Origin of the sequence: Streptomyces sp. E11-3, from assembly GCF_046540415.1 — a bacterium.
Taxonomy (GTDB): domain Bacteria; phylum Actinomycetota; class Actinomycetes; order Streptomycetales; family Streptomycetaceae; genus Streptomyces.
Window position 1 is genome coordinate 828,705 of the sequence record NZ_JAZGRL010000002.1, and the last position, 21,240, is coordinate 849,944.

Below are 21,240 nucleotides of genomic sequence, written 5' to 3' on the forward strand. Positions count from 1 at the left end.
CCGACACTGACACGGGGCGCGATCTTTGTTCACAGGGCAAGCACCGACGGCCGGGGCGCGAGCACCCGCACCGCTCCCGGCACGCACCGGGCGGTCAGCGGCAGCGGCCCGAGCGGTTCGCCGTCCGCGTACCCCGTGACGCCCGCCGCCTCCAGCGTGATCGCGGAGACCCGGTGCACGGTGACCTTGGGGTGGTCGATGTGCGTCCCCCGGTACACCCGGGGGAAGACCTTGACGAGCGTGGTGCGGCTGCAGTCCCCGACGACGGTGACGTCGAAGAGCCCGTCGTCCAGCTCGGCACCCGGGCAGATGCGCATGCCGCCGCCGTACGAGGCACCGTTGCCGACGGCGATCAGGGTGGCCTCGACCTCCTGTACGGGCCCGCCGTCGAGGCGGATGCGGTACGGCGTGGGCCTGAAGGTGGCGAGCTCGGCGACCATCGCCAGGTCGTACCGGAAGCGGCCGGCGGGCCAGCGCATCCGGTTGCCGCGGTCGTTCACCCGGGAGTCGAAGCCGGAGGCGAGCACGGTCCCGAACCACGTCTCGCCGACCCGCCCCAGGTCCACGTCCCGGATGCGGGCACCCTTGAGGGCCTCGGCGGCGACCCGCCCGGCCGCCTGCGGGTCGCGTACGGGCAGGCCGAGGGCGCGGGCGAAGTCGTTGCCGGTGCCGACGGCGATCAGGCCGAGCGGGGTACGGGTGCCCGCGACGGCCTGCAGTCCGAGGTGCGCCATGCCGTCACCGCCGACCGTGATCAGCGCTCCGGTTCCGGCCGCGACCGCCGCGCGGGCCCGGCGCAGCGCGTCGTCGGGGCCGGTGCCGAGGATGGTGCGTACGGAGAATCCGGCGGCGCGCAACGCGGAAGCGGCCGGCTGCGCCGCGTGGGCGCCCCGGCCGCGTCCCGCGGTGGGATTGACGAAGAGGGTGATCTCGCTGGTCACGGCCGGACCATACAAGGCCGGATCAGGTGACGTCGTCGAAACCGTTCATCCTGCGGTCGTCGGAGTTCGCCTGGCCCGGCACGGTGCGGCTGCCGGACACCGGCTCCGCCCCGCCGACCGGCTCCGGCGTGAGGTCCAGGTCGGATGCCGCGTCGTCGCTCAGCTCGGGGCCCGCGCGGCGGCCCTTGCGGCGGTCGTTGAGCAGCGAGAAGCCCACCGCGCCGAAGTAGAGCGCGGTCATGGGGATGGCGAGCGCGAGCATCGAGATCGGGTCGGTGGGGGTGACCATCGCCGAGAACACCGCGATGCCCAGCACCATGCCGCGCCACCAGCCGAACATCCGCTTTCCGCTGATGACCCCGCCGAGGTTGAGCAGGGACAGCACCAGGGGCAGCTGGAACGCCAGGCCGAAGGCGATCACCAGCTTCACCGACATGCTGATCATGTCGTCGACGCTGATGTAGTTGCGGGCACCGTCGACGCTGAAGCTGAGCAGCACCGGCACGGCCATCGGCAGGATCACATACGCGAGATAGGCGCCGAGCAGGAAGAGCGGCGTGCCGACGCCCACGGTCCACAGCGCGTACTTCTTCTCGCTGCGGTGCAGGCCGGGGGCGACGAAGGCCCACATCTGGTACAGCCACACCGGCGCCGCCGCCACCAGGGCGGACACGACGGCCACCTTGACATAGGTGGCGAACGGGGAGGTGATGCCCGTCTGGGACAGAATGGCGCATTTCCCACCCTGTGCGGCCGCCTCGGCCTCGTCCACGCACCGGGGCACCGGTTCACTCAGGAACTCGGCGATCTCCTTGGCGAAGAACAGCGCCACGATCGCCAGCGGCACGATGGCCAGCAGCGCTTTGAACAGCCGGTTACGCAGCTCGCGCAGGTGTTCCACCAGGGGCATCCGCCCCTCTGGGTCCCTGGGCTCCTTGCGGGCGGACTTGAGCAACCCACGTCCTCGTCTTAGGGGGTGACCGGCCTACGCGGCCGCCACCCAGGTGCCTGTGGTGATTCGGTGGGGCTCAGCCCTGGCTGCGCTTCGGCTCGTCCACGGGGCGTGCGCTGGTGACGTCACCGGGGGCCGCCTGGATCGTCTTGGGCTGGGCGGCCTCGTCCGAGGAGGACTCCGCCTTGGCGTTGTCCGTGCCGCCGGTGGTGGAAGAGTCGGTCTTCATCGCCGCGGCCTCGCTCTTGAGGATGCGCGCGGACTTGCCCAGCGAACGCGCCATGTCCGGCAGCCGCTTGGCACCGAAGAGCAGGAGAACGATCCCCAGGATGATGACGAGCTGCCAGATACCGATCTGACCCATGAGTGCCTACCTTCTCACCGAGACCTGTGGACAATGGATGCGACCATAAGGACCACTCCCGAGGCTCGCACTGGTCAGCAATCGTAACGCGCGGCAGTAAACGCCTGGCAATGCCTGTGCATACTCCCGCTGTCGACCCCGTCGCCCCTGTCGCGCCGACCGGGGCGGAGCTGCAGGTTACAGGGCGAACCCGCACCCCGAAAGCGCTTTCCAGCTACCCGTCAGCGCAGCGTCTCGCCAGTGCGGGCCAGATCGGACGCGGCCCGCTCCAGATTCTCGGCCGCGCTGTTGATCTGCCGCGCGGTGTCGTCGACTTGCCGCCCCAGCCGACCGACCTCGAGAAAGACCCGGACGGCCAGCACGCCGAGCACGGCGATGCCGCAGAATCCCAGGGCGATCGCGATCATGGGCCAGAGCATGCGGGCCAGCCTAGACGGTGGAGTGCAGACGCAGCGTCCGCACCCCGCCACCGGTGAGGAGTTCAATGATCCGCTCGCCGGCCGGCTTACGTACCGGAGCTTCACATTCGGGACAGGTGAACGAGTAGAACGTGGTGCGGGGGCTGGCGCCGATCGCCAGCCGCAGCGCACCGGCGGAGAGTTCGAAGCGGGCGCGGCAGTCCGGACAGGCGGCCTTGAAGAGGATGGGAACCGCCGACCTGGAGATCTCGGCCACATGAGACATGGCAGTCATGTTCAAGCCCCCTGTTCCCGTCCGTGTTCCCGTCCGTCGTAGGCCGCGAGTGCCTCACGCGCCACCTGCCGCGCACTGTCCGCGAGCCCCTGCGGCGACACGATCCGCCCGTCCCGGCCCAGCCGCAGCGCCAGTCGGCGCAGCGAACTCGGATCGGGTGTGCGCAGCGTGATCCGCAGCCCGCCGTCCGTCAGCTCCTCCGCACTGTCGTGCGGGTAGTACTCGGCCACCCAGCGCCCGCCGGGCCCCACCTCGACCACCACCTCGGGATCATCGGCGGACGGCTGTACCAGGCCCTCGGACAGGTCGCGCAGCTCCAGCTCCGGCGGCGCCGCGGGAGCGTCGAGGATACGGATCTCCGCGACCCGGTCCAGCCGGAAGGTGCGCCGGGCCTCCGACAGGCGGCACCAGGCCTCCATATAGGTGTGGCCGACGGCGAAGAGCCGGATCGGGTCGACCTCGCGCTCGGTCAGCTCGTCCCGGGTGGGCGAGTAGTAGCGCATCCACAGTCTGCGCCGCTCGGAGATCGCCCGGTCGACCTCGGCGAAGACGCCGCCCTCGGACTCGAACGTCACCGAGAGCCGGTCGCTGGCCCCGGCCGTGTCACCGGCCGCCGCCTCCAGCTTCGCGGTGGCCCGCAACAGTGCCTGCCGGTCGCTCTCCCGCAGCCCGGGCAGCGTGGCGACCGCACGGGCCGCGACCAGCAGCGCGGTCGCCTCGTCGGCGGCCAGCCGCAGCGGCTCGGCGACGTCGTCGGGGTTGTGCCACCAGATCCGTTCCCCGTCGGTGTCGATGTCCAGCAGGTCTCCGCCGCGGAAGCTGGTCCCGCACAGCGGCAGCACATCGAGGTCGGAGATCAGCTCGTCCTCGGTCACGCCGAAGGCACGGGCGACATCCCCGATGCGGGCGCCGGGGCGCTCCCGCAGATAGGTCACCAGCGACAGCATCCGCCGCGTCTGGTCGATCGCGTTCGCGGCCATCTTCCCTGTCCCCCTCAGCCCTTGGCCACGGCGCGCAGCCGGTCCACGACATCGGCCCGCAGCTCGGCCGGCTCGAGTACGACCACATCAGCGCCGAACTCCACCAGCCAGGCGTCCAGACCGTGCCCGTACGGAATCTCCAACTCGTCCCAGCCGCCGTCCAGTTCCCGTACGGCGGTGGCCCGGGCGCGCAGCGGGTAGCCGGCGCCCGCGCGCAGCTCGATCCGGGCCGTACGGTCGGCGCTCTCGCCCGCCCAGCTCGCGACGGTCTCCCGTACCCGGACCACATCGGGCACCTCGACGGTGAACTTCCCGGCACGGGAGCGGACCTTGCCGGTGATCCGGGAGAGCCTGAAGACCCGCTCCGCCCCCCGGTCACGGTCCCAGCCCGCCAGATACCAGTGGCCGCGCCAGCACTCCAGCGCCCACGGCTCGACATGGCGCACCTCGGGCCGCGCGGCGGTGGCCTTGCGGTAGTCGAAGACCACCGGGCGGCGGTGGCGGCAGGCCAGCATCAGCGGCTCGAACGACGCCTCGTGCACGGGGATACGGGGCTCCAGCGCACTGTGCGCCTCATGCGGATCGGCCTCCTCCGGCATCCCCGCGGCGCGCAGCTTCTGCAGCGCGCCACTGGCCGCACCGGCCAGCCTGGCCTGCTGCCAGACCTTGGCGGCCAGGCCGAGTGCCGCGGCCTCCTCGGCATCCAGCGTGACGGGCGGCAGCCGGTTGCTGTCCCGTCGGGCCAGATAGCCGACCTCACCGTCGAGGTTCTCGACCGTCTCGATGACCAGGCCGAGCTCGCGCAGGTCGTCCTTGTCCCGCTCGAACATCCGGTTGAAGGCGTCGTCCTGGCCCGCCTCCAGATAGGCCTCGATGGAGGCGCGCAGCTCACGCTTACTGAGCGGTCGCCGGGTTCCGAGCAGACACAGCGCCAGATTCATCAGCCGCTCTGCCTTGGCAATGGCCATCGACGCCCTCTCCACCCTCCCACAAGTGCTGCTCTACGACCGTTGACCGTACCGCCCCCGAGTCGCGTGGCAAAAGCCGAGGGCCCATGCCAGTCGGCATGGGCCCCGCAACTGTTCACACCCGACCGGACAGCCGTCCGATCGGACCGCGATCAGACCGCTCTCAGACTGCGACCAGATCGCAGACGAAGATCAGCGTCTCGCCGGGCGCGATCCGGCCACCGCCGGCGCCACGGTCGCCGTACGCCAGGTGCGGCGGGATGGTCAGCTGCCGACGGCCGCCGACCTTCATGCCCTGCACACCCTGGTCCCAGCCGCTGATGACCTGGCCGGCGCCCAGCTGGAAGGCCAGCGGGTTGCCGCGGTTCCAGCTCGCGTCGAACTCCTCACCGGTGGAGAAGGACACGCCCACGTAGTGGACCTGGACGCTGTCGCCCGCCTTGGCCACCGGGCCGTCGCCCTCCCAGATGTCCTTGATCTCAAGGTCCTTCGGGGGCTCCCCGCCCGGGAAGTCGATCTCGGGCTTCTCGATGCTCACGTCAATCGCTCCTGCTTCTCCTGATGGGCAACCGGGACAGTCTTACAGATCCCGCGCTACATCTTGGTCAGGATGTCGACCGAGAAGACCAGCGTCGAGTTGGCCGGAATGTTCTGCTGTTCCTTGTCCCCGAACGCCTGGTCCGGCGGCAGCACCAGCAGCACCCGGCTGCCCACCTTCTTGCCGGTCAGCCCGTCCTTGAGGCCCTTGACCGACACCTGCTCCAACGGCATCGTCGCCGTCTTGTCCTGCTCGTAGGTGCTGTCGAACTGCTTGCGGTCCTTCCACACCGAGGCGACGTACTTCACCACGATGGTGTCGGTGGCCTTGACCTCGTCCCCGGAGCCCTCGATCACGTAGTTCGAGACCAGCTTCTTGGGGGCGTCCTTCTTGGGGATGTCGACCGAGGGGGCCTTGCCGTCGGTGTTCGTCCCGACCTTGGGCAGGTCGATGTTGTCCTGCGCCACCTCGCTGCCCTTGGCCGACTTCGGGATCGAGGTGCCCTTCACGATGTCCACCACGAACACCAGCGTGGCGTTCGGCTTGATGTCCCCCTGGCCCTGCGCGCCGTAACCGAGCTCCGGCGGAATGCCCAGCTCGACCCGGCTGCCGACCTTCTGGCCCTCCAGGCCCTGGTCCCAGCCCTTGATGACACCGCCGGCGCCCAGCGTCAGCTGGAACGGCTCGCCGCGGTCGAAGCTGTTGTCGAAGGGCTTGTTCGAATCCCAGGCCTGGCCGAGGTAGTTGACCTCCACGGCGTCCCCCTTCTTCAGGGGTTCACCCTTGCCCTCACTCAGGACGTTGACCTTGAGCTCCTTGGGCGGGTCGCCCTTGCCCTTGGACAAGGTCGGCTTCTCACCGAACTTCTCGCCCTTGGTGACAGCCGGAAGGCCGTCCTTCATCGCGGCGCTGGTGGGAGCGTCGGTGGAGGAAGCGGCGGTGGAGGTTGAGTCAGAGCCCTTGCCGTCATCACTCCCGCACGCGGCTGTCAGCAGCAGCGCGGGGACGACGAGCAGGCCGGCGAGTCGGCGCACGTATTCCTCAGATCTCAGACGGCTCAATGGTCGCCCGCCACTCTAAGGCGTGGGCGGGGCGTCGTACGAGAAACGTACGACGCCCCGTGTTGCGTTCCCGCCGTCGACCTGTCGTGCGCGTCACATACCGGCGATCAGCTTCTCCACCCGGTCGTCCACCGACCTGAACGGGTCCTTGCACAGCACGGTGCGCTGCGCCTGGTCGTTGAGCTTCAGATGCACCCAGTCGACCGTGAAGTCACGGCGCTGCTCCTGGGCGCGGCGGATGAAGTCGCCGCGCAACCGGGCCCGGGTGGTCTGCGGCGGCACCGACTTGCCCTCGAAGATCTTCAAGTCGTTGCAGATCCGGGCCGCTTGCCCCTTCTTCTCCAACAGGTAGTACAGCCCACGACGCCGGTGGATGTCGTGGTATGCGAGGTCTATCTGCGCGACCCGCGGATGCGACATGGTCATGTTGTGCTTGGCCCGGTACCGCTCGATGAGCTTGTACTTCATGACCCAGTCGATCTCGGTGCCGATACGGTCGAGGTCCTCGGCCTCGATCGCGTCCAGCGCACGGCCCCACAGTTCGAGCACCTGCTCCACGGTGCCCGTACGGATACCCCGGCGGTCGACGAAGTCCACCGCCTTCTCGTAGTACTCGCGCTGCACCTCCAGCGCCGACGCCTCGCGGCCGCTGGCCAGGCGCACCTTGCGGCGGCCCGTGATGTCGTGACTGACCTCACGGATGGCCCGGATCGGGTTCTCCAGCGTCAGATCGCGCATCACCGTGCCCGCCTCGATCATGCGCAGTACCAGATCGGTCGCCCCGACCTTGAGCAGCATCGTCGTCTCGGACATGTTCGAGTCGCCGACGATGACATGCAGCCTGCGGTACCGCTCGGCGTCCGCGTGCGGCTCGTCGCGGGTGTTGATGATCGGCCGGGAGCGGGTGGTCGCCGACGAGACCCCCTCCCAGATGTGCTCGGCGCGCTGACTGACGCAGTACACCGCGCCCCGCGGGGTCTGCAGCACCTTGCCCGCGCCGCACAGCAGCTGACGGGTCACCAGAAACGGGATGAGAATGTCCGCGAGCCGGGAGAACTCCCCGTGCCGGGCCACCAGATAGTTCTCGTGGCAACCGTAGGAGTTCCCCGCCGAGTCGGTGTTGTTCTTGAAGAGATAGACGTCGCCCGCGATTCCCTCCTCGTGCAGGCGGCGTTCGGCGTCGACGAGCAGGCCCTCCAGGATGCGCTCGCCCGCCTTGTCGTGGGTGACCAGCTCGGTCACGTTGTCGCACTCGGGAGTTGCGTATTCCGGATGCGAACCCACGTCCAGGTAGAGGCGGGCGCCGTTCCGCAGGAAGACGTTGCTACTGCGGCCCCATGACACAACACGGCGGAAGAGGTAGCGCGCCACCTCGTCAGGAGACAGACGGCGCTGCCCCCTGAACGTGCACGTGACGCCGTACTCGTTCTCCAGCCCGAAAATGCGGCGGTCCATGACTGAACATTACGCCTGATGCCCCGCACTGAAACCGGGTTCGGCAGCACCGTTTCGATCACTTTCGGACGAGCTGGTGACGCTCACCGTACGAACTGGAGCCGCCAGCACCCGAATGGTCGCCACCAGGACCAGCAACGCGGCCACTCCCCCACCGCCGGCGACCACGAATCCCGCCACGGTCCCGCCGCCCTCGATCGCCGGGCCCGCCACGCCCGTACCGAGCGCCGCCCCCACGCCGAACGTGGTCACCAGCCAGGAGAACGCCTCGGTGACCGTCCCGGTCGGCGCGTGCCGGTCCACCACGATGAACGCACACGCCAGCGACGGCGCCAGGAACAACCCCGCCACGGCCGCCAGTGCACACATGGCCGCCACGCCCGGCGTCAGCGCCAGTGGCAGGTAGCCGAGGGCCAGCAGCCCCACCAGCACCCGCAGCCTGCGTTCCGGCACCCCGGCCCAGTGCCGCACCCCGTACAGCGCACCACCGATCAGCGCGCCGAGGCCGAGTGAGGCCATCAGCCAGCCGTAGACCGCCTCCCGCCCATGGTCGTCCGCGTACGCCACACCCGCCACGGTGATCGAACCGAGCGCGAGCCCCACGAAGAAGAACGAACCCAGCAGTGCGAGCAGCCCGGGCGAGCGCAGCGCCCCCAGCCAGTGCGCGTCACGCGGCGCCGAGCGCCACGCGCGCGACGGCCCCGACACCACAACCGACACCGCGCCCGCGACCCCGATCACATTGATGACCAGCAGCGCGGCGGCCGGCGACCACAGCGACACCAGCAGCGTGACCAGCAACGGCCCCACGGTGAACAGGATCTCCTGCGCCACCGCGTCCAGCGCGTACGCCGCGTGCACCCGGTCCTCGCGCCCCAGCACACCCGGCCACAGCGCCCGCAGCCCGCCCTCCAGCGGAGGCGTGAACAGCCCCGCCATGCCCACCGCCGCATAGGCGAGCGACAGCGAGCCGATCCCGGCGAAGGCGAACACGGCCATCCCCACCGCGGACAGGACGGCCGCCGGGAACATCACCCGCGGCTGCCCGCGCAGATCGACCGCGCGGCCGAGCAGCGGCTGCCCGAGGGCCATGGCGAGCCCGTAGACCGCCGCCAGCGCCCCGGCCAGGGTGTAGCTGCCGCCCTCGGAACGGGTGAACAGCACGATCGCGATATGCCCGGTGGCGCTGGGCAGCCGCCCCACCAGGGTTCCGGCGAGCAGCCTGGCCGCATGCCGCGTCCGCAGCAGGTCCAGATATCCCGCGGCCATCTCCGGCCCCTCTCGCCCACACCAAGGTTTTACGTATAACGTCTGCCGTCATACGTACCATGAGCCCAGCCAGCGGGTCCACCCCGCGGCCCCCACCACAGCAGCACGAAAGGAGCCCCCGTGGCACGGCCCACGAGCAAAGACGTGGCCCGCGCCGCCGGAGTGTCACAAGCCGCCGTCTCCCTCGTACTCGGCGACAAATGGCGCGGCCGCGTCTCCGAGCGGACCGCCGAACGCGTCCGGACCACCGCACGCGAACTCGGCTACCGACCCAACCTCGCCGCCCGCAACCTGCGCCTGGGCACCACCCGAACCGCCCTCCTCGTCGTCCCCGCCCTCACCAACGACTTCTTCGCCCGCGTCTACACCGGCGCCGCCCGCATCGCCACCACCCACGACTTCGGCGTCGTCCTCTACCCCTCACCCGAAGGCATCGGCCCCGCCAAAGACCCCTTCGCCTCCGCCCGCACCGCACTCGACGGCGTCATCGCCTCCTCCATGGCCGCCGGAGCCCTCACCGCCATCCGCGGCGCCGACCTCCCGCTGGTCATGCTCGACAGCGACCCCACCGACCCCACCGCCGCCGCCCACGTCACCGTCGACCTCGCCGACGGCATGCGCCAGGTCACCCAGCACCTGCTCGCACTCGGCCACCGCGACTTCCTGCACCTCGCCGCCGACGTCGACTCCTGGACCTTCCACGTACGCGCCAGGGCCCTGGCCGAAACCCTCGCCACCACCCCCGACGCCACCGTGCGCACCGCCCCCGCCCCCCTGGCCGTACACGAGGCACGCGCAGCCGCCGAACACGCCCTCACCGCGCCAGGGCCCCGGCCCACCGCACTCATCTGCGACGACGACATCATCGCCGCCGGCGCCTGCAAGGCCGCCCGCCGCCTCGGCCTCCGTGTCCCTGAGGACCTCTCCATCAGCGGCTTCGACGACCTCACCCTCGCCACCGCCGTGGACCCCGAACTCACCACCGTGCGACTCCCCGCCGAACGCGTCGGCGAACGCGGCATGGAAGCGCTCCTCGCCGTACTCGACGGCCGGACCCCCGAGCACGACCCGCTCCCCGTCGAACTCGTCGTACGGGACTCCACCGCCCCACCCCCGCACTGAGGGCCTGTTTCTGAACCCGCCCCCACAACGCACCGCGCCCCCGCGTCGTACGAGACGACACGGGGGCGCGCACACCTACCCGGACAACGGGACGGAGACGAGACGGGCTACTCCTCGCCCTCCGCGCCCTCCTCATCCGACGGAGCCTCCGTCGGCGCGGCGGCCGCGGCCTCCACCTCCAGCAGACGACTCAACTGCCGCCCCACAATCCGCTTGAACTTCCGCTGCTGCGGACGCGTACGGTCCAGCACCGCCACCTCAAGACGCTCCGCGGGAATCTCCCGCTCACCGCCGTTCGGTTCACGCGACAGCGCCTGCACCGCCAGTTGCAGCGCCTCCGCCAGACTCATCCCGTCGCGATGACGCTGATCGAGGTAACTGCTGATCTGCTCCGCGTTACCCCCGACCGCCACCGCGCCATGCTCATCGACGATCGAACCATCATGCGGCAGCCGATAAATCTGATCACCCGCCGCCTCGGCACCCACCTCGGCGACGACCAACTCCACCTCATACGGCTTCTCGGCCTGACTCGAGAAGATCGTTCCCAACGTCTGCGCGTAGACGTTCGCCAGACCACGTGCCGTCACATCATCACGGTCATACGTGTACCCACGCAGATCCGCGTAACGGACACCACCGATACGCAGATTCTCGTACTCGTTGTACTTACCGGCGGCCGCGAAACCGATCCGGTCATAGATCTCGCTGAACTTGTGCAGCGCACGGGACGGGTTCTCGCCGACGAACACGATGCCGTCGGCGAACTGCAGCACAACAAGGCTGCGACCACGGGCGATTCCCTTACGGGCGTACTCCGCCCGGTCGGCCATGGCCTGCTGGGGTGAGACATAGAACGGCGTCGACACCGGCTATCCGTCCCTTTCTGTCAGTGACAAGTGAACTCCGGACTCCGCTTCCGCCCGGCTCATCAGAACCACACGGCCCGTCAGAGCAACGCGGCACGCGGACCATCAGGCTGCTCCAGGCGCCGCTCCGTGATCTGGCGAGCCAACTCGGAGGACTCCTCCTCCGACAGCCTCCGGAAACCCTCATCGGTGATCACCGTGACGATCGGGAAAATACGACGCGCCATGTCCGGACCACCCGTCGCCGAGTCGTCATCCGCCGCGTCATACAACGCCTGCACGACCAGCGTCGTGGCCTGCTGCTCCGTCAGATCCTCGCGGTACAGCTTCTTCATCGACCCACGAGCGAAGATCGAACCCGAACCGGTGGCGGCGAACCCCTGCTCCTCGGAACGACCACCCGTCACGTCATACGAGAAGATCCGGCCCCGCTCACGGTCCAGGTCGAACCCCGCGAACAGCGGCACCACGGCCAGACCCTGCATCGCCATCCCGAGATTCGACCGAATCATCGTCGACAGGCGATTCGCCTTGCCCTCCAACGACAGCTGCGCACCCTCGACCTTCTCGAAGTGCTCCAGCTCCAACTGGAAGAGCTTCACCATCTCCACCGCGAGCCCGGCCGTACCCGCGATCCCCACCGCCGAGTACTCATCGGCGGGGAAGACCTTCTCGATGTCGCGCTGCGCGATCATGTTGCCCATGGTCGCCCGCCGGTCACCGGCGAGCACCACACCACCGGGGAACGTCGCCGCCACGATCGTCGTCCCGTGCGGCGCCTCGATCACCCCCTGACCGGTCGGCAGGGTGCGCTTGCCCGGCAGCATGTCCGGCTGCTGCTCGGCGAGGAAGTCCACGAAGGACGACGACCCAGGCGTCAGGAAGGCAGCTGGTAGACGCCCGGTGCTACGAGGATTGGCTTCCACGAGTTTCCCTCCACATATGCGGCCGCCCGCCGAATGGCGTCCGGTCGGTCTCTCAGGTGCCCCAGCGCCGCGTTGCAGCTGAAGCACAGCACGCCACGGACCCTACCCGTCTCGTGACAGTGATCAACATGTACAGCAGGGGCCGCCAGGCAGATACAGCAGACCCCCTGCTGCTCGGCGATCATCTCGTCCAACTCTGCAGGCGACAGGCCGTACTTGCGCTGAAAGTAGCTGGCCCGGTTCCGCTCCGCCCGGCATTCACGGCAGTAACTGGCCCAGCCGTCCGAAGAGGACTTGTTCCGCTCCCACTGATCGTGCGGCTTCACTACGCCGCACTGCGGACAGCGCTTGTGCCCTCGCGGCACCGGCACCTTGACACGGACAGACTTCCCTTTGGCCTCCTGGCGCTGCCGGTAGTACTCGGCTGAGCACTCCCGGCAGTACACCTGAAGGCCGTCACGCATGGACTTGTTGCTGGCGAAGGAATCTAGCGGCAGAGTGCGCCCGCAGCGCGGGCATCCCTTCCCTTCAGGGAATTCGGACATTCCCGCCTATTCCCCACCTTTTTGCACAAATGACCTCACGAAGTCCTCTGCGTTCTCCTCCAAGACGTCGTCGATTTCGTCAAGCACGGAGTCCACGTCGTCCGACAGCTTCTCCTGGCGCTCCTGGAGGTCGTCCGAGGCCTGCGCGTCCTGCGCGGTCTCCTCGACCTCCTCGGTGGAACGCGTGGCCTTCTGCTGCCCACCGCCGGTGTCCTTGGTCGCCATTTCCCTCACCCCGCTCCGGTAAGTACGACTCGATTGCATCGGTCAAGATCAGACCCTACAAGCCCGGTCCGACATCGGCCCCGCACTTGCTTACTACAACGTGCGGGGACCACCTCGATGATTCCCGCCCGGGGCCGCTTTAGCCTCCGGAGAGCACGCGGACCAGGTCTTCTGCCGTGCGACAGCGGTCCAGCAGCTCTTTTACGTGGTTACGCGTTCCGCGTAGTGGTTCCAGGGTTGGCACGCGCTGCAGGGAGTCGCGGCCGGGGAGGTCGAAGATGACCGAGTCCCAGGAGGCCGCGGCGACGTCGTCCGCGTACTGCTCCAGGCAGCGGCCGCGGAAGTAGGCGCGGGTGTCCTCTGGGGGCTTGGTCTCGGCCCGTTCGACGCCTGGTTCGTCCAGGAGGCGCTTCATCTTGCCGCGGGCCACCAGACGGTTGTAGAGGCCCTTGTCGGGGCGTACGTCGGCGTACTGGAGGTCGACGAGGTGCAGCCTGGCGGCGTCCCAGTCGAGGCTGTCCCGGCGCCGGTAGCCCTCCATGAGCTCGCGCTTGGCGACCCAGTCGAGTTCGCCGGACAGGCTCATGGGGTCGGTCTCCAGGCGGCCCAGGACGTCTTCCCAGCGGATCAGGACGTCCTTGGTCTGCTCGTCGGCGTCGGAGCCGAAGCGCTCTTCGACGTATTTGCGGGCGAGCTCGAAGTACTCCATCTGCAGTTGTACCGCGGTGAGTGTCCGGCCGCTGCGCAGCGTGATCAGGTGCTGGAGCGAGGGGTCGTGGGAGACGTGGTGGAGGGTGCGGACGGGCTGGTCGACGGCGAGGTCCACGTTGATGAAGCCGTCCTCGATCATGGAGAGGACGAGGGCGGTGGTGCCGAGCTTCAGGTAGGTGGAGATCTCGGAGAGGTTGGCGTCGCCGATGATGACGTGCAGGCGGCGGTATTTCTCGGCGTCGGCGTGGGGCTCGTCGCGGGTGTTGATGATGGGGCGCTTGAGGGTGGTTTCCAGGCCGACCTCGACCTCGAAGTAGTCGGCGCGCTGGCTGAGCTGGAAGCCGTGTTCGTGGCCGTCCTGGCCGATTCCGACCCGTCCGGCGCCCGTGATGACCTGGCGGGAGACGAAGAACGGGGTGAGGTGGCGGACGATGTCCGAGAAGGGGGTCTCCCGCTTCATCAGGTAGTTCTCGTGGGTGCCGTAGGAGGCGCCCTTGTTGTCGGTGTTGTTCTTGTAGAGGTGGATGGGCTGGGCGCCGGGGAGCTGGGCCGCGCGCTCGGCGGCTTCGGCCATGATGCGTTCGCCGGCCTTGTCCCACAGGACGGCGTCGCGGGGGTTGGTGACCTCGGGGGCGCTGTACTCGGGGTGTGCGTGGTCGACGTAGAGGCGTGCGCCGTTGGTGAGGATGACGTTGGCGAGGCCGATGTCCTCGTCGGTGAGCTGGCTGGCGTCGGCGGCCTCGCGTGCGAGGTCGAAGCCTCGGGCGTCTCGCAGCGGGTTCTCTTCCTCGAAGTCCCAGCGGGCCCGGCGCGCCCGGTGCATCGCCGCCGCGTAGGCGTTGACGATCTGGGATGAGGTGAGCATGGCATTGGCGTTCGGGTGGCCGGGGACGGAGATGCCGTACTCCGTCTCGATGCCCATTACTCGCCGTACGGTCATGCGGCCCTCCTTGCCCGGCGGCGCTCCCCTTCGGGTGCGGCGCTCAAGTACCGCTGGTTCTCCGGTGCGTGTGCGGTGCCCGTCCCCGCACTGCGCGACTCGGCGGTACCGAAGAGCCTAGAGCGCCTTTGCGCTGGTGGGGAGATCGATTCAGTCATTGGTCGTGCGCGTTTTGGCCTGGAATGCAGTCGGCTGCGGGTACCCGAGTGGGGCACCCGCAGCCGCCCTGGCTTTTACAGGTACTGGCCTGTGTTGGCCACGGTGTCGATGGAGCGTCCGGTGTCCGCGCCCTGCTTTCCGGTGACGAGGGTGCGGATGTACACGATCCGCTCGCCCTTCTTGCCGGAGATGCGGGCCCAGTCGTCGGGGTTGGTGGTGTTGGGCAGGTCCTCGTTCTCCTTGAACTCGTCGACGCACGCCTGGAGGAGGTGCGCGACGCGGAGGCCCTTTTGGTTGTGTTCGAGGAAGGCCTTGATGGCCATCTTTTTGGCGCGTCCGACGATGTTCTCGATCATGGCGCCGGAGTTGAAGTCCTTGAAGTAGAGGACTTCCTTGTCGCCGTTGGCGTAGGTGACCTCGAGGAAGCGGTTCTCCTCGGATTCGGCGTACATGTGCTCGACGACGGACTGGATCATGGCGGTCGCGGTGGCGCCGCGGTCGCCGCTGTGCTCGGTCAGGTCGTCGCCGTGCAGGGGGAGGGTGGACTTGAGGTACTTGCTGAAGATGTCCTTGGCCGCTTCGGCGTCGGGGCGCTCGATCTTGATCTTCACGTCGAGTCGTCCGGGCCGCAGGATGGCCGGGTCGATCATGTCCTCGCGGTTGGAGGCGCCGATGACGATGACGTTCTCCAGGCCTTCCACTCCGTCGATCTCGGCGAGGAGCTGCGGGACGATGGTGTTCTCCACGTCCGAGCTGACGCCGCTGCCGCGGGTGCGGAAGAGGGACTCCATCTCGTCGAAGAAGACGATGACGGGGGTGCCCTCGCTGGCCTTCTCGCGGGCACGCTGGAAGACGAGGCGGATGTGCCGCTCGGTCTCGCCGACGTACTTGTTGAGGAGTTCGGGGCCCTTGATGTTGAGGAAGTAGCTCTTCCCCGCGGGCTGTCCGGTGACTTCGGCGACCTTCTTGGCAAGGGAGTTGGCGACGGCTTTGGCGATGAGCGTCTTGCCGCAGCCGGGAGGCCCGTAGAGCAGCACGCCCTTGGGGGGCCTGAGCTCGTGCTCCTTGAAGAGGTCGGGGTAGAGGTAGGGGAGCTCGACGGCGTCCCGGATCATTTCGATCTGGCCGCCGAGGCCGCCGATCTTCTCGTACGAGATGTCGGGGACCTCTTCGAGGACGAGCTCTTCGACCTCGCTCTTGGGGATGACTTCGTAGACGTATCCGGAACGGGGTTCGAGCAGTAGGGCGTCGCCGGCCCGGATGGTGACGTCCAGCAGGGGCTCGGCGAGTCGTACGACTCGTTCTTCGTCGGTGTGTCCGACGACCAGGGCGCGTTCGCCGTCCTCGAGGATCTCCTTGAGGGTGACGATGTCTCCGGCGCTCTCGAACTCCATGGCCTCGACCACGTTGAGCGCTTCGTTGAGCATGACTTCCTGGCCGCGCCGGAGCTCTTCGAGTTCGACGCTGGGGCTGACGTTCACGCGGAGTTTGCGGCCTCCGGTGAAGATGTCGCAGGTGCCGTCCTCGTTGGCCTGGAGGAAGACGCCGAAGCCTGCGGGCGGCTGGGCCAGTCGGTCGACTTCTTCCTTGAGGGCCACGATCTGGTCTCGGGCCTCACGGAGTGTGTTCGCGAGTCGTTCGTTCTGCGCGGACACACCGGCCAGGTTGGTCTGCAGCTCGACGATGCGCTCTTCGAGAATCCTCGTATGGCGCGGAGAGTCGGCGAGCTTGCGTCGCAGGACGGCGATCTCCTGCTCGAGATAGGCAATCTGACCGGCAGGGTCATCGGACCCTCGACCCGGGCGGATGCCGCGGTTCATGTCGTCGTCGTGGGCTGCCACGGTCCTCACCTCCTCCAAGGGGAGCTGGACGCTTCCTGACCCTACCTGGGCAGGTACGGATTGAAACCCCTAGATCGACAAAGACGGTCGGGGTGTGTCCGATCTTCACCCTTGCGTACTCCCTCACGCCAGGTGAATACCCACCGAACAACATCGGAAAGCGAGCGGTTGTATCGTCGAAACGTTCAACACCCGTCAGGGCTGGCCCGACTTGCACTGTGGGCGGGCTGTCCGACGCAGGAAACGGCAGGAGAGATGACCGTGCAGCACGAGGCGCCCACCGTCGACGACGGCGAGGCACTGGAGGTCTGGATCGACCAGGACCTCTGTACCGGCGACGGCATCTGTGCGCAGTACGCGCCAGAGGTCTTCGAGCTCGACATCGACGGCCTGGCCTATGTCAAGAGTGCCGATGACGAGCTGCTGCAGGCGGTGGGGGCCACAACGCGCGTTCCGCTGCCGCTGCTCAGGGATGTCGCGGACTCGGCGAAGGAGTGCCCGGGCGACTGTATTCATGTGCGCCGGGTCGCGGACCAGGTCGAGGTGTACGGGCCTGACGCCGCGTAGCGGTGTGGCGCCCCGCGTCCCGCGCGGGGTGTCACACGCTGTGTGCGGATGCCTGCTGTGAGCGAACGAACGCCCCCTCTTTCCACTGCCACTTGGCTTTCTGCTGCTCATCCGGGCAGCAGCGGGGCACGTCGGGCGAGGAGTAGCCGAGCAGGGTCGCGGTGATGGTGGCGTCGCGTACGGCGAAGTCGCTGACGCTGAGCCGGTCCGCGGGGTCGACGAGGGTGGCGACGACGCGGGGGGCGCCGGTCTGGGGCTCGGTGATGACGTAGATGCCGCTGGGCGGGGTGCCGGAGCCGGCGGCGCAGCGGACCACGGCGACGGTTTCGGGGCGGCCGTCGCCGTCGAGGTCGGCCGCGGCTTCCTGCTGGACCTCGGGTTCGGTGGCGCCGCAGTCCATGGGGTAGTCGATGGCGGCCGGGTCGGGGGCGCTGGCGGCCGCGGCGGGCGGGGGGCNCCCGGTGGCTGCCGGGTCCGCTTACTGCCGGGGAAGCGGCTCGGCGAGGTTTCCGCGGTACGAACGAGAGCGGGCCGCCCCTCCGGGGGGCGCCCCGCTCTCGTCGTGCTGTGTGGATCAGTGCTTGGCGATCTCCCAGAAGCGGAAGACCGTGGAGGCGTCGAGGCACCACTCGACTCCGGTGACGTTCTCACCGACGGCCGCGTACTGCTTGCCCTGCCAGATCGGGACGATGGGCAGTTCCTTGGCCACCAGGTCCTGCAGCTCGCCGTACTGCTCCTCGGTGGCGGAGCGCTCGGTGAGGGCGGCGGTGCCGGGGATGATGCGGTCGGTGATCGACTTGTTGGTGTAGTTGTTCACCAGGACGTTGTCGTCACCGAAGAACGGCTGGGTGAAGTTGTCCGGGTCCGGGTAGTCCGGAATCCAGCCCTTCACATAGACGCCGTACTTCCCTTCCTCTATGGCCTTGTTGTACGAGTCGAGCGGCACGGACTTGACGTCGGCGTCGAACAGGCCGCTCTTGTTGAGCTGCCCGGCGATCGTCTTGAACTGCTGCACGGCAGGTCCGTACCGGGTCGGCGTCGCGTAGAGGGTGAGCTTCACCTTCCCGTGGATGCCCTCGGCGCTGAGCGCCTCGGCGGCCTTGTCCCGCTGGGGGCTCCCGCCGTAGGTGTCGAAGAAGGAGGTGGTGTGGCCCGTGATACCGGCCGGGACGATCGAGTACAGCGGTGCCGCCGTGCCGCGGTAGACCTCCTTGAGGAGGGCCTCGCGGTCGATGAGGTAGGCGATGGCCTTGCGGACGCCGAGCTTGCCGGCGACCGGGTCCTTCATGTTGAAGACCAGGTGCTGGACCTCGGCGCTGGATCCCTCGACGATGTCGATGTTCGCCGTGTCGCCGGTGCCCTGCTCGATCTCCGCGATGTCCTCGGCGGCGAGTCCGCGGTAGGCGACATGCACATCGCCGTCCAGCAGGGCCTTCTTCAGCCGCTGCTGGTCGTCGTCGTAGAACTTCAGGGTCACACCGGAGTTCTTGGCCTCGGCGGTGCCCTGGTACTCGCCGTTGACCTTGAAGACCGCTTCCTTCTTGCCGAAGGAGTCCAGCGTGTACGGTCCGGAGCCGACGGCCTTGCCGTCGGTGCGCAGCTTGTCGAAGTCGTAGGAGCGGTGGTCCACGATCGAGCCCGCACCGGAGGCGATCTTGCTGGGGAAGGTGGCGTCGGGCACCTTCAGCTTGAAGACGACGGTCTTGGCGTCGGGCGTCTCGATGCGGTCGATCGAGGTGAGCATGACGGCCGGGCCGTCGTCGTCGCTGATGTTCCGGGTGCGGTCGAAGGAGTACTTGACGTCCTTCGAGGTGAGGGCGTTGCCGTTGCTGAACTTCAGCCCGTCACGCAGGGTGCACTCGAAGACCTTGGTCTCGGCGTCCTTGAAACCGCACTGCTTGGCTGCCTCGGGCTCGGGTTCGGTGCCGCCCTTGGGGAAGCTCAGCAACGACTGGAAGACGTTGTTGAACAGCAGCCACGAGCCTGGGTCGTAGCCCGCGGCCGGGTCGACGGACTGCACGTCGTCGGACATACCGACGACCACGGCGTCGCCTGAGCCCGCGGAATCGCCCTGCTCACTGCCGCAGCCGGTGAGCAGTCCGGCGGCGAGCCCCGTTGCGAGGAGTGAGGCCGGCCACTGGATGTGCTTCTTCACGATGTTCCTTGTTCCTTGCGTTCTGGTTGGACGCGTTCTGGTTGGACGAGAGGACGAGAAAGGCTGGGTCACTTACTCACGCCGCGGCCGAGTTCCCACAGCTGGAGGTTGGAGGAGGAGTTGAGGGCCCACTCCACGCCCGTGATGCCGTCCCGGGCGGCGATGTACTGCTTGCCCTGCCACAGCGGCAGCACCGGAACGTCCCTGGCCACGATGTCCTGGATCTTCTCGATGCTGTCGGCCGCGGTGAGCCGGTCCGCCTCGCGGCGCGACTGGGGGATGTGCTGCTTGCGGATCGCGCTGTTCACGTAGGGCGAGTTGAGGAAGTTGCCCTCGTCCAGGAACGGCGCGATGAAGCTGTCGGCGTCGGGGAAGTCGGGGAACCAGCCCATGCCGAAGACCGGGTACTCGCCTTCCAGTTGGGCCGGGCGGTAGGTGTCCCAGTCGGTGCCCTTGATGGTGACGTCGAACAGGCCGCTGTCGTTCAGCTGCCCCCGCAGCTCCTCGAACTCGACCTTGGTGCCCGGGCCGTAGTGGTCGGTCGTGTAGTGCAGGGTCACCTTGGCCGGGAGGTGGACGCCGGCCTTGTCGAGGATGGCGCGGGCGGCGGCGTCGCTGGGCTTGCCGTACTTGTTGAGGAACGAGTTGGTGTGCCCGACGACCGTGGTGGGGACGAGCGAGTAGAGCGGCTCCGCGGTGCTGCCGTAGGCCTTGGCGATGAGTGCCTCTCGGTCGACGACCTGGGCCATCGCCTGTCGTACGGCCTTGTCGCGCACGGCGGGATCGGTGGTGTCGAAGGCGAGGTAGCGGATCTCGAGGCCGGCCATCTCGACGAGGTCGATGTCGCCGCCGGACTCCTTGGACAGCTGCTCGATCTGCTTCGGCGCCATGGTGCGGGTCATCATGTGGATGCCGCCGTCCTTGAGCGCCTGGCCCATGGCGTCGGTGTCGGCGAAGGAGCGCAGCTCGATCTTGTCGCTCTTCGGCTTCAGAGCCCCCTTGTAGTGGGGGTTCTTGGTGAAGACGGCCTTGACCAGCTCGTCGCCCTTGACCTCGGCCTTGAGGGAGTACGGTCCTGAGCCGTCGACGGCGAAGCCCGCACGGAGCTTCTTCGCCTCGTAGGCCTTGGGGTTGACGATGCCCGCGGCCGGAGTGGCCAGTTTGTGCGGGAAGGTGGCGTCCGGCTCCTCGAGGTGGAAGATCACCTTGCGGTCGCCCTGGACCTCGATGGTGTCGATGCCGGCCAGCAGGTTGAGCGGGCCGCTCTCGTCCTTGATGGCCCGTACCCGGTCGATGGAGTACTTCACGTCCTCGGCGCTGACGTCACTGCCGTCGGAGAACTTCAGCCCGTCGCGCAGCATGCACTCGTAGCGCTCGCTGTTGGTGTCGGTGAATCCGCACCGCTCGGCCGCCTCGGGCTCCGGCTCACCGCCGCCGCGCGGCAGGTGCATCAGGGTCTGGAGGGTCTGCCGCAGGACGTTCCAGGCGCCCGCGTCGTAGGCGAAGGCCGGGTCGAAGGGGGCGGGGGCCTGCTTCGAGGCGGAGAACACGTCGGTGGTGCCGACGACGATCGCTCCGTCGCCCGCGTCACCGCCGCCCGATCCGCCGCAGGCGGCGAGCACCGGGGCCAGCAGGCCGATGACGGCCGGCAGCGCCCATGTCCTTCGGTTCATTCTCGAAGTTCTCCAGCGGTAGACCCGGTGATCTCGGCGACTGGGGTGGCGTTGCCGGACACGGGAGTTACGTCGATGTTCTCGACCACGAGATTAGTGCGCGGTGTCAGGGCAGTTGGAGCGCCCTGAAGTTGAGAGGTAATCACGCAGCGGCACCAAGGGACGACACACCGATATCCGGACAGCGGAAGGTTTCGTGCACCTGACTACCAATCGGGACACAAGGGCCCCCCAGGTCACGCATATCGGGCGGTCTCTGCACATGGACGAGGGCGTGTCGACGGCC

Annotated in this window: 21 protein-coding genes and 1 pseudogene; 2 read left to right on the top strand and 20 right to left on the bottom strand. The window is 68.2% G+C overall.

Annotated features, from left to right (window positions below):
- Positions 1-29: 29 nt before the first annotated feature.
- The 11 genes from U9R90_RS22560 to U9R90_RS22610 form a co-directional block, all read right to left on the bottom strand.
- Complete coding sequence (locus U9R90_RS22560; RefSeq protein ID WP_411058469.1) at positions 30-941, bottom strand: diacylglycerol kinase; 912 nt, start codon at positions 939-941, stop codon at positions 30-32.
- A gap of 22 nt (positions 942-963) precedes the next feature.
- Positions 964-1,896: a twin-arginine translocase subunit TatC gene (gene tatC / locus U9R90_RS22565; RefSeq protein WP_411058470.1), complete on the bottom strand. Its 933-nt coding sequence runs from the start codon at positions 1,894-1,896 to the stop codon at positions 964-966.
- Positions 1,897-1,969: 73 nt separating this feature from the next.
- Entirely contained in the window at positions 1,970-2,257 is a 288-nt protein-coding gene (gene tatA, locus U9R90_RS22570) for a Sec-independent protein translocase subunit TatA (RefSeq protein WP_411058472.1), read from the bottom strand.
- A 221-nt stretch (positions 2,258-2,478) separates the two neighbouring features.
- Positions 2,479-2,676: a hypothetical protein gene (locus U9R90_RS22575; RefSeq protein ID WP_411058473.1), complete on the bottom strand. Its 198-nt coding sequence runs from the start codon at positions 2,674-2,676 to the stop codon at positions 2,479-2,481.
- Between the two features lie 10 nt (positions 2,677-2,686).
- Positions 2,687-2,950 (bottom strand): hypothetical protein, encoded by a 264-nt coding sequence (locus tag U9R90_RS22580; protein WP_411058474.1) that lies wholly within the window; start codon positions 2,948-2,950, stop codon positions 2,687-2,689.
- Positions 2,951-2,952: 2 nt separating this feature from the next.
- Positions 2,953-3,930 (bottom strand): helix-turn-helix transcriptional regulator, encoded by a 978-nt coding sequence (locus tag U9R90_RS22585; protein ID WP_411058475.1) that lies wholly within the window; start codon positions 3,928-3,930, stop codon positions 2,953-2,955.
- A gap of 14 nt (positions 3,931-3,944) precedes the next feature.
- Complete coding sequence (locus tag U9R90_RS22590) at positions 3,945-4,898, bottom strand: helix-turn-helix transcriptional regulator (protein ID WP_411058476.1); 954 nt, start codon at positions 4,896-4,898, stop codon at positions 3,945-3,947.
- 163 nt (positions 4,899-5,061) lie between these two features.
- The gene (locus U9R90_RS22595) at positions 5,062-5,436 is read right to left on the bottom strand and encodes an FKBP-type peptidyl-prolyl cis-trans isomerase (RefSeq protein ID WP_411058477.1); all 375 of its coding nucleotides are present in this window, start codon (positions 5,434-5,436) and stop codon (positions 5,062-5,064) included.
- A gap of 56 nt (positions 5,437-5,492) precedes the next feature.
- The gene (locus tag U9R90_RS22600) at positions 5,493-6,470 is read right to left on the bottom strand and encodes an FKBP-type peptidyl-prolyl cis-trans isomerase (protein ID WP_411058478.1); all 978 of its coding nucleotides are present in this window, start codon (positions 6,468-6,470) and stop codon (positions 5,493-5,495) included.
- 120 nt (positions 6,471-6,590) lie between these two features.
- Entirely contained in the window at positions 6,591-7,952 is a 1,362-nt protein-coding gene (gene pafA / locus U9R90_RS22605; protein ID WP_411058479.1) for a Pup--protein ligase, read from the bottom strand.
- Between the two features lie 9 nt (positions 7,953-7,961).
- Positions 7,962-9,221 (bottom strand): MFS transporter, encoded by a 1,260-nt coding sequence (locus U9R90_RS22610; protein WP_411058480.1) that lies wholly within the window; start codon positions 9,219-9,221, stop codon positions 7,962-7,964.
- 120 nt (positions 9,222-9,341) lie between these two features.
- Between U9R90_RS22610 and U9R90_RS22615 the strand changes: the two genes are divergently transcribed.
- Positions 9,342-10,343, top strand: a complete 1,002-nt coding sequence (locus tag U9R90_RS22615) for a LacI family DNA-binding transcriptional regulator (RefSeq protein WP_411058481.1) — start codon at positions 9,342-9,344, stop codon at positions 10,341-10,343.
- A gap of 107 nt (positions 10,344-10,450) precedes the next feature.
- Here U9R90_RS22615 and prcA read toward each other — a convergent pair whose 3' ends face one another.
- From prcA to arc, 6 genes are all read right to left on the bottom strand, one after another.
- On the bottom strand, positions 10,451-11,212 hold the full coding sequence (gene prcA / locus U9R90_RS22620; RefSeq protein ID WP_411058482.1) for a proteasome subunit alpha: 762 nt from the start codon (positions 11,210-11,212) through the stop codon (positions 10,451-10,453).
- Positions 11,213-11,292: 80 nt separating this feature from the next.
- Complete coding sequence (prcB, locus tag U9R90_RS22625) at positions 11,293-12,138, bottom strand: proteasome subunit beta (RefSeq protein ID WP_411058483.1); 846 nt, start codon at positions 12,136-12,138, stop codon at positions 11,293-11,295.
- The gene (locus U9R90_RS22630) at positions 12,090-12,683 is read right to left on the bottom strand and encodes an endonuclease VII domain-containing protein (RefSeq protein WP_411058484.1); all 594 of its coding nucleotides are present in this window, start codon (positions 12,681-12,683) and stop codon (positions 12,090-12,092) included. The genes prcB and U9R90_RS22630 overlap by 49 nt, the downstream gene beginning before the upstream one ends.
- A 6-nt stretch (positions 12,684-12,689) precedes the next feature.
- Entirely contained in the window at positions 12,690-12,908 is a 219-nt protein-coding gene (locus U9R90_RS22635) for a ubiquitin-like protein Pup (RefSeq protein WP_411058485.1), read from the bottom strand.
- 139 nt (positions 12,909-13,047) lie between these two features.
- On the bottom strand, positions 13,048-14,559 hold the full coding sequence (dop, locus tag U9R90_RS22640) for a depupylase/deamidase Dop (protein ID WP_411058486.1): 1,512 nt from the start codon (positions 14,557-14,559) through the stop codon (positions 13,048-13,050).
- A gap of 233 nt (positions 14,560-14,792) precedes the next feature.
- The gene (gene arc / locus U9R90_RS22645; protein WP_411058487.1) at positions 14,793-16,559 is read right to left on the bottom strand and encodes a proteasome ATPase; all 1,767 of its coding nucleotides are present in this window, start codon (positions 16,557-16,559) and stop codon (positions 14,793-14,795) included.
- 255 nt (positions 16,560-16,814) lie between these two features.
- On the opposite strand from arc, the gene U9R90_RS22650 reads away from it, so the two are divergent.
- Entirely contained in the window at positions 16,815-17,126 is a 312-nt protein-coding gene (locus tag U9R90_RS22650; RefSeq protein WP_411058488.1) for a ferredoxin, read from the top strand.
- A gap of 31 nt (positions 17,127-17,157) precedes the next feature.
- On the opposite strand, the pseudogene U9R90_RS22655 reads toward U9R90_RS22650, so the two are convergent.
- From U9R90_RS22655 to U9R90_RS22665, 3 genes and pseudogenes are all read right to left on the bottom strand, one after another.
- A pseudogene (locus tag U9R90_RS22655) lies at positions 17,158-17,568 on the bottom strand (hypothetical protein); the annotation flags it as partial.
- A 132-nt stretch (positions 17,569-17,700) separates the two neighbouring features.
- Positions 17,701-19,281, bottom strand: a complete 1,581-nt coding sequence (locus tag U9R90_RS22660) for an ABC transporter substrate-binding protein (RefSeq protein ID WP_411058489.1) — start codon at positions 19,279-19,281, stop codon at positions 17,701-17,703.
- Between the two features lie 68 nt (positions 19,282-19,349).
- Positions 19,350-20,954 (bottom strand): ABC transporter substrate-binding protein, encoded by a 1,605-nt coding sequence (locus tag U9R90_RS22665; RefSeq protein WP_411058490.1) that lies wholly within the window; start codon positions 20,952-20,954, stop codon positions 19,350-19,352.
- Positions 20,955-21,240: the final 286 nt, after the last annotated feature.

What these genes read in the sequence shown, in the direction of transcription:
- tatA (WP_411058472.1), bottom strand. Translation starts at nt 2,257, where the DNA reads ATGGGTCAGATCGGTATCTGGCAGCTCGTCATCATCCTGGGGATCGTT.
- U9R90_RS22575 (WP_411058473.1), bottom strand. Translation starts at nt 2,676, where the DNA reads ATGCTCTGGCCCATGATCGCGATCGCCCTGGGATTCTGCGGCATCGCC.
- U9R90_RS22580 (WP_411058474.1), bottom strand. Translation starts at nt 2,950, where the DNA reads ATGACTGCCATGTCTCATGTGGCCGAGATCTCCAGGTCGGCGGTTCCC.
- U9R90_RS22585 (WP_411058475.1), bottom strand. Translation starts at nt 3,930, where the DNA reads ATGGCCGCGAACGCGATCGACCAGACGCGGCGGATGCTGTCGCTGGTG.
- U9R90_RS22590 (WP_411058476.1), bottom strand. Translation starts at nt 4,898, where the DNA reads ATGGCCATTGCCAAGGCAGAGCGGCTGATGAATCTGGCGCTGTGTCTG.
- pafA (WP_411058479.1), bottom strand. Translation starts at nt 7,952, where the DNA reads ATGGACCGCCGCATTTTCGGGCTGGAGAACGAGTACGGCGTCACGTGC.
- U9R90_RS22610 (WP_411058480.1), bottom strand. Translation starts at nt 9,221, where the DNA reads ATGGCCGCGGGATATCTGGACCTGCTGCGGACGCGGCATGCGGCCAGG.
- U9R90_RS22630 (WP_411058484.1), bottom strand. Translation starts at nt 12,683, where the DNA reads ATGTCCGAATTCCCTGAAGGGAAGGGATGCCCGCGCTGCGGGCGCACT.
- U9R90_RS22635 (WP_411058485.1), bottom strand. Translation starts at nt 12,908, where the DNA reads ATGGCGACCAAGGACACCGGCGGTGGGCAGCAGAAGGCCACGCGTTCC.
- dop (WP_411058486.1), bottom strand. Translation starts at nt 14,559, where the DNA reads ATGACCGTACGGCGAGTAATGGGCATCGAGACGGAGTACGGCATCTCC.
- U9R90_RS22650 (WP_411058488.1), top strand. Translation starts at nt 16,815, where the DNA reads ATGACCGTGCAGCACGAGGCGCCCACCGTCGACGACGGCGAGGCACTG.
- U9R90_RS22665 (WP_411058490.1), bottom strand. Translation starts at nt 20,954, where the DNA reads ATGAACCGAAGGACATGGGCGCTGCCGGCCGTCATCGGCCTGCTGGCC.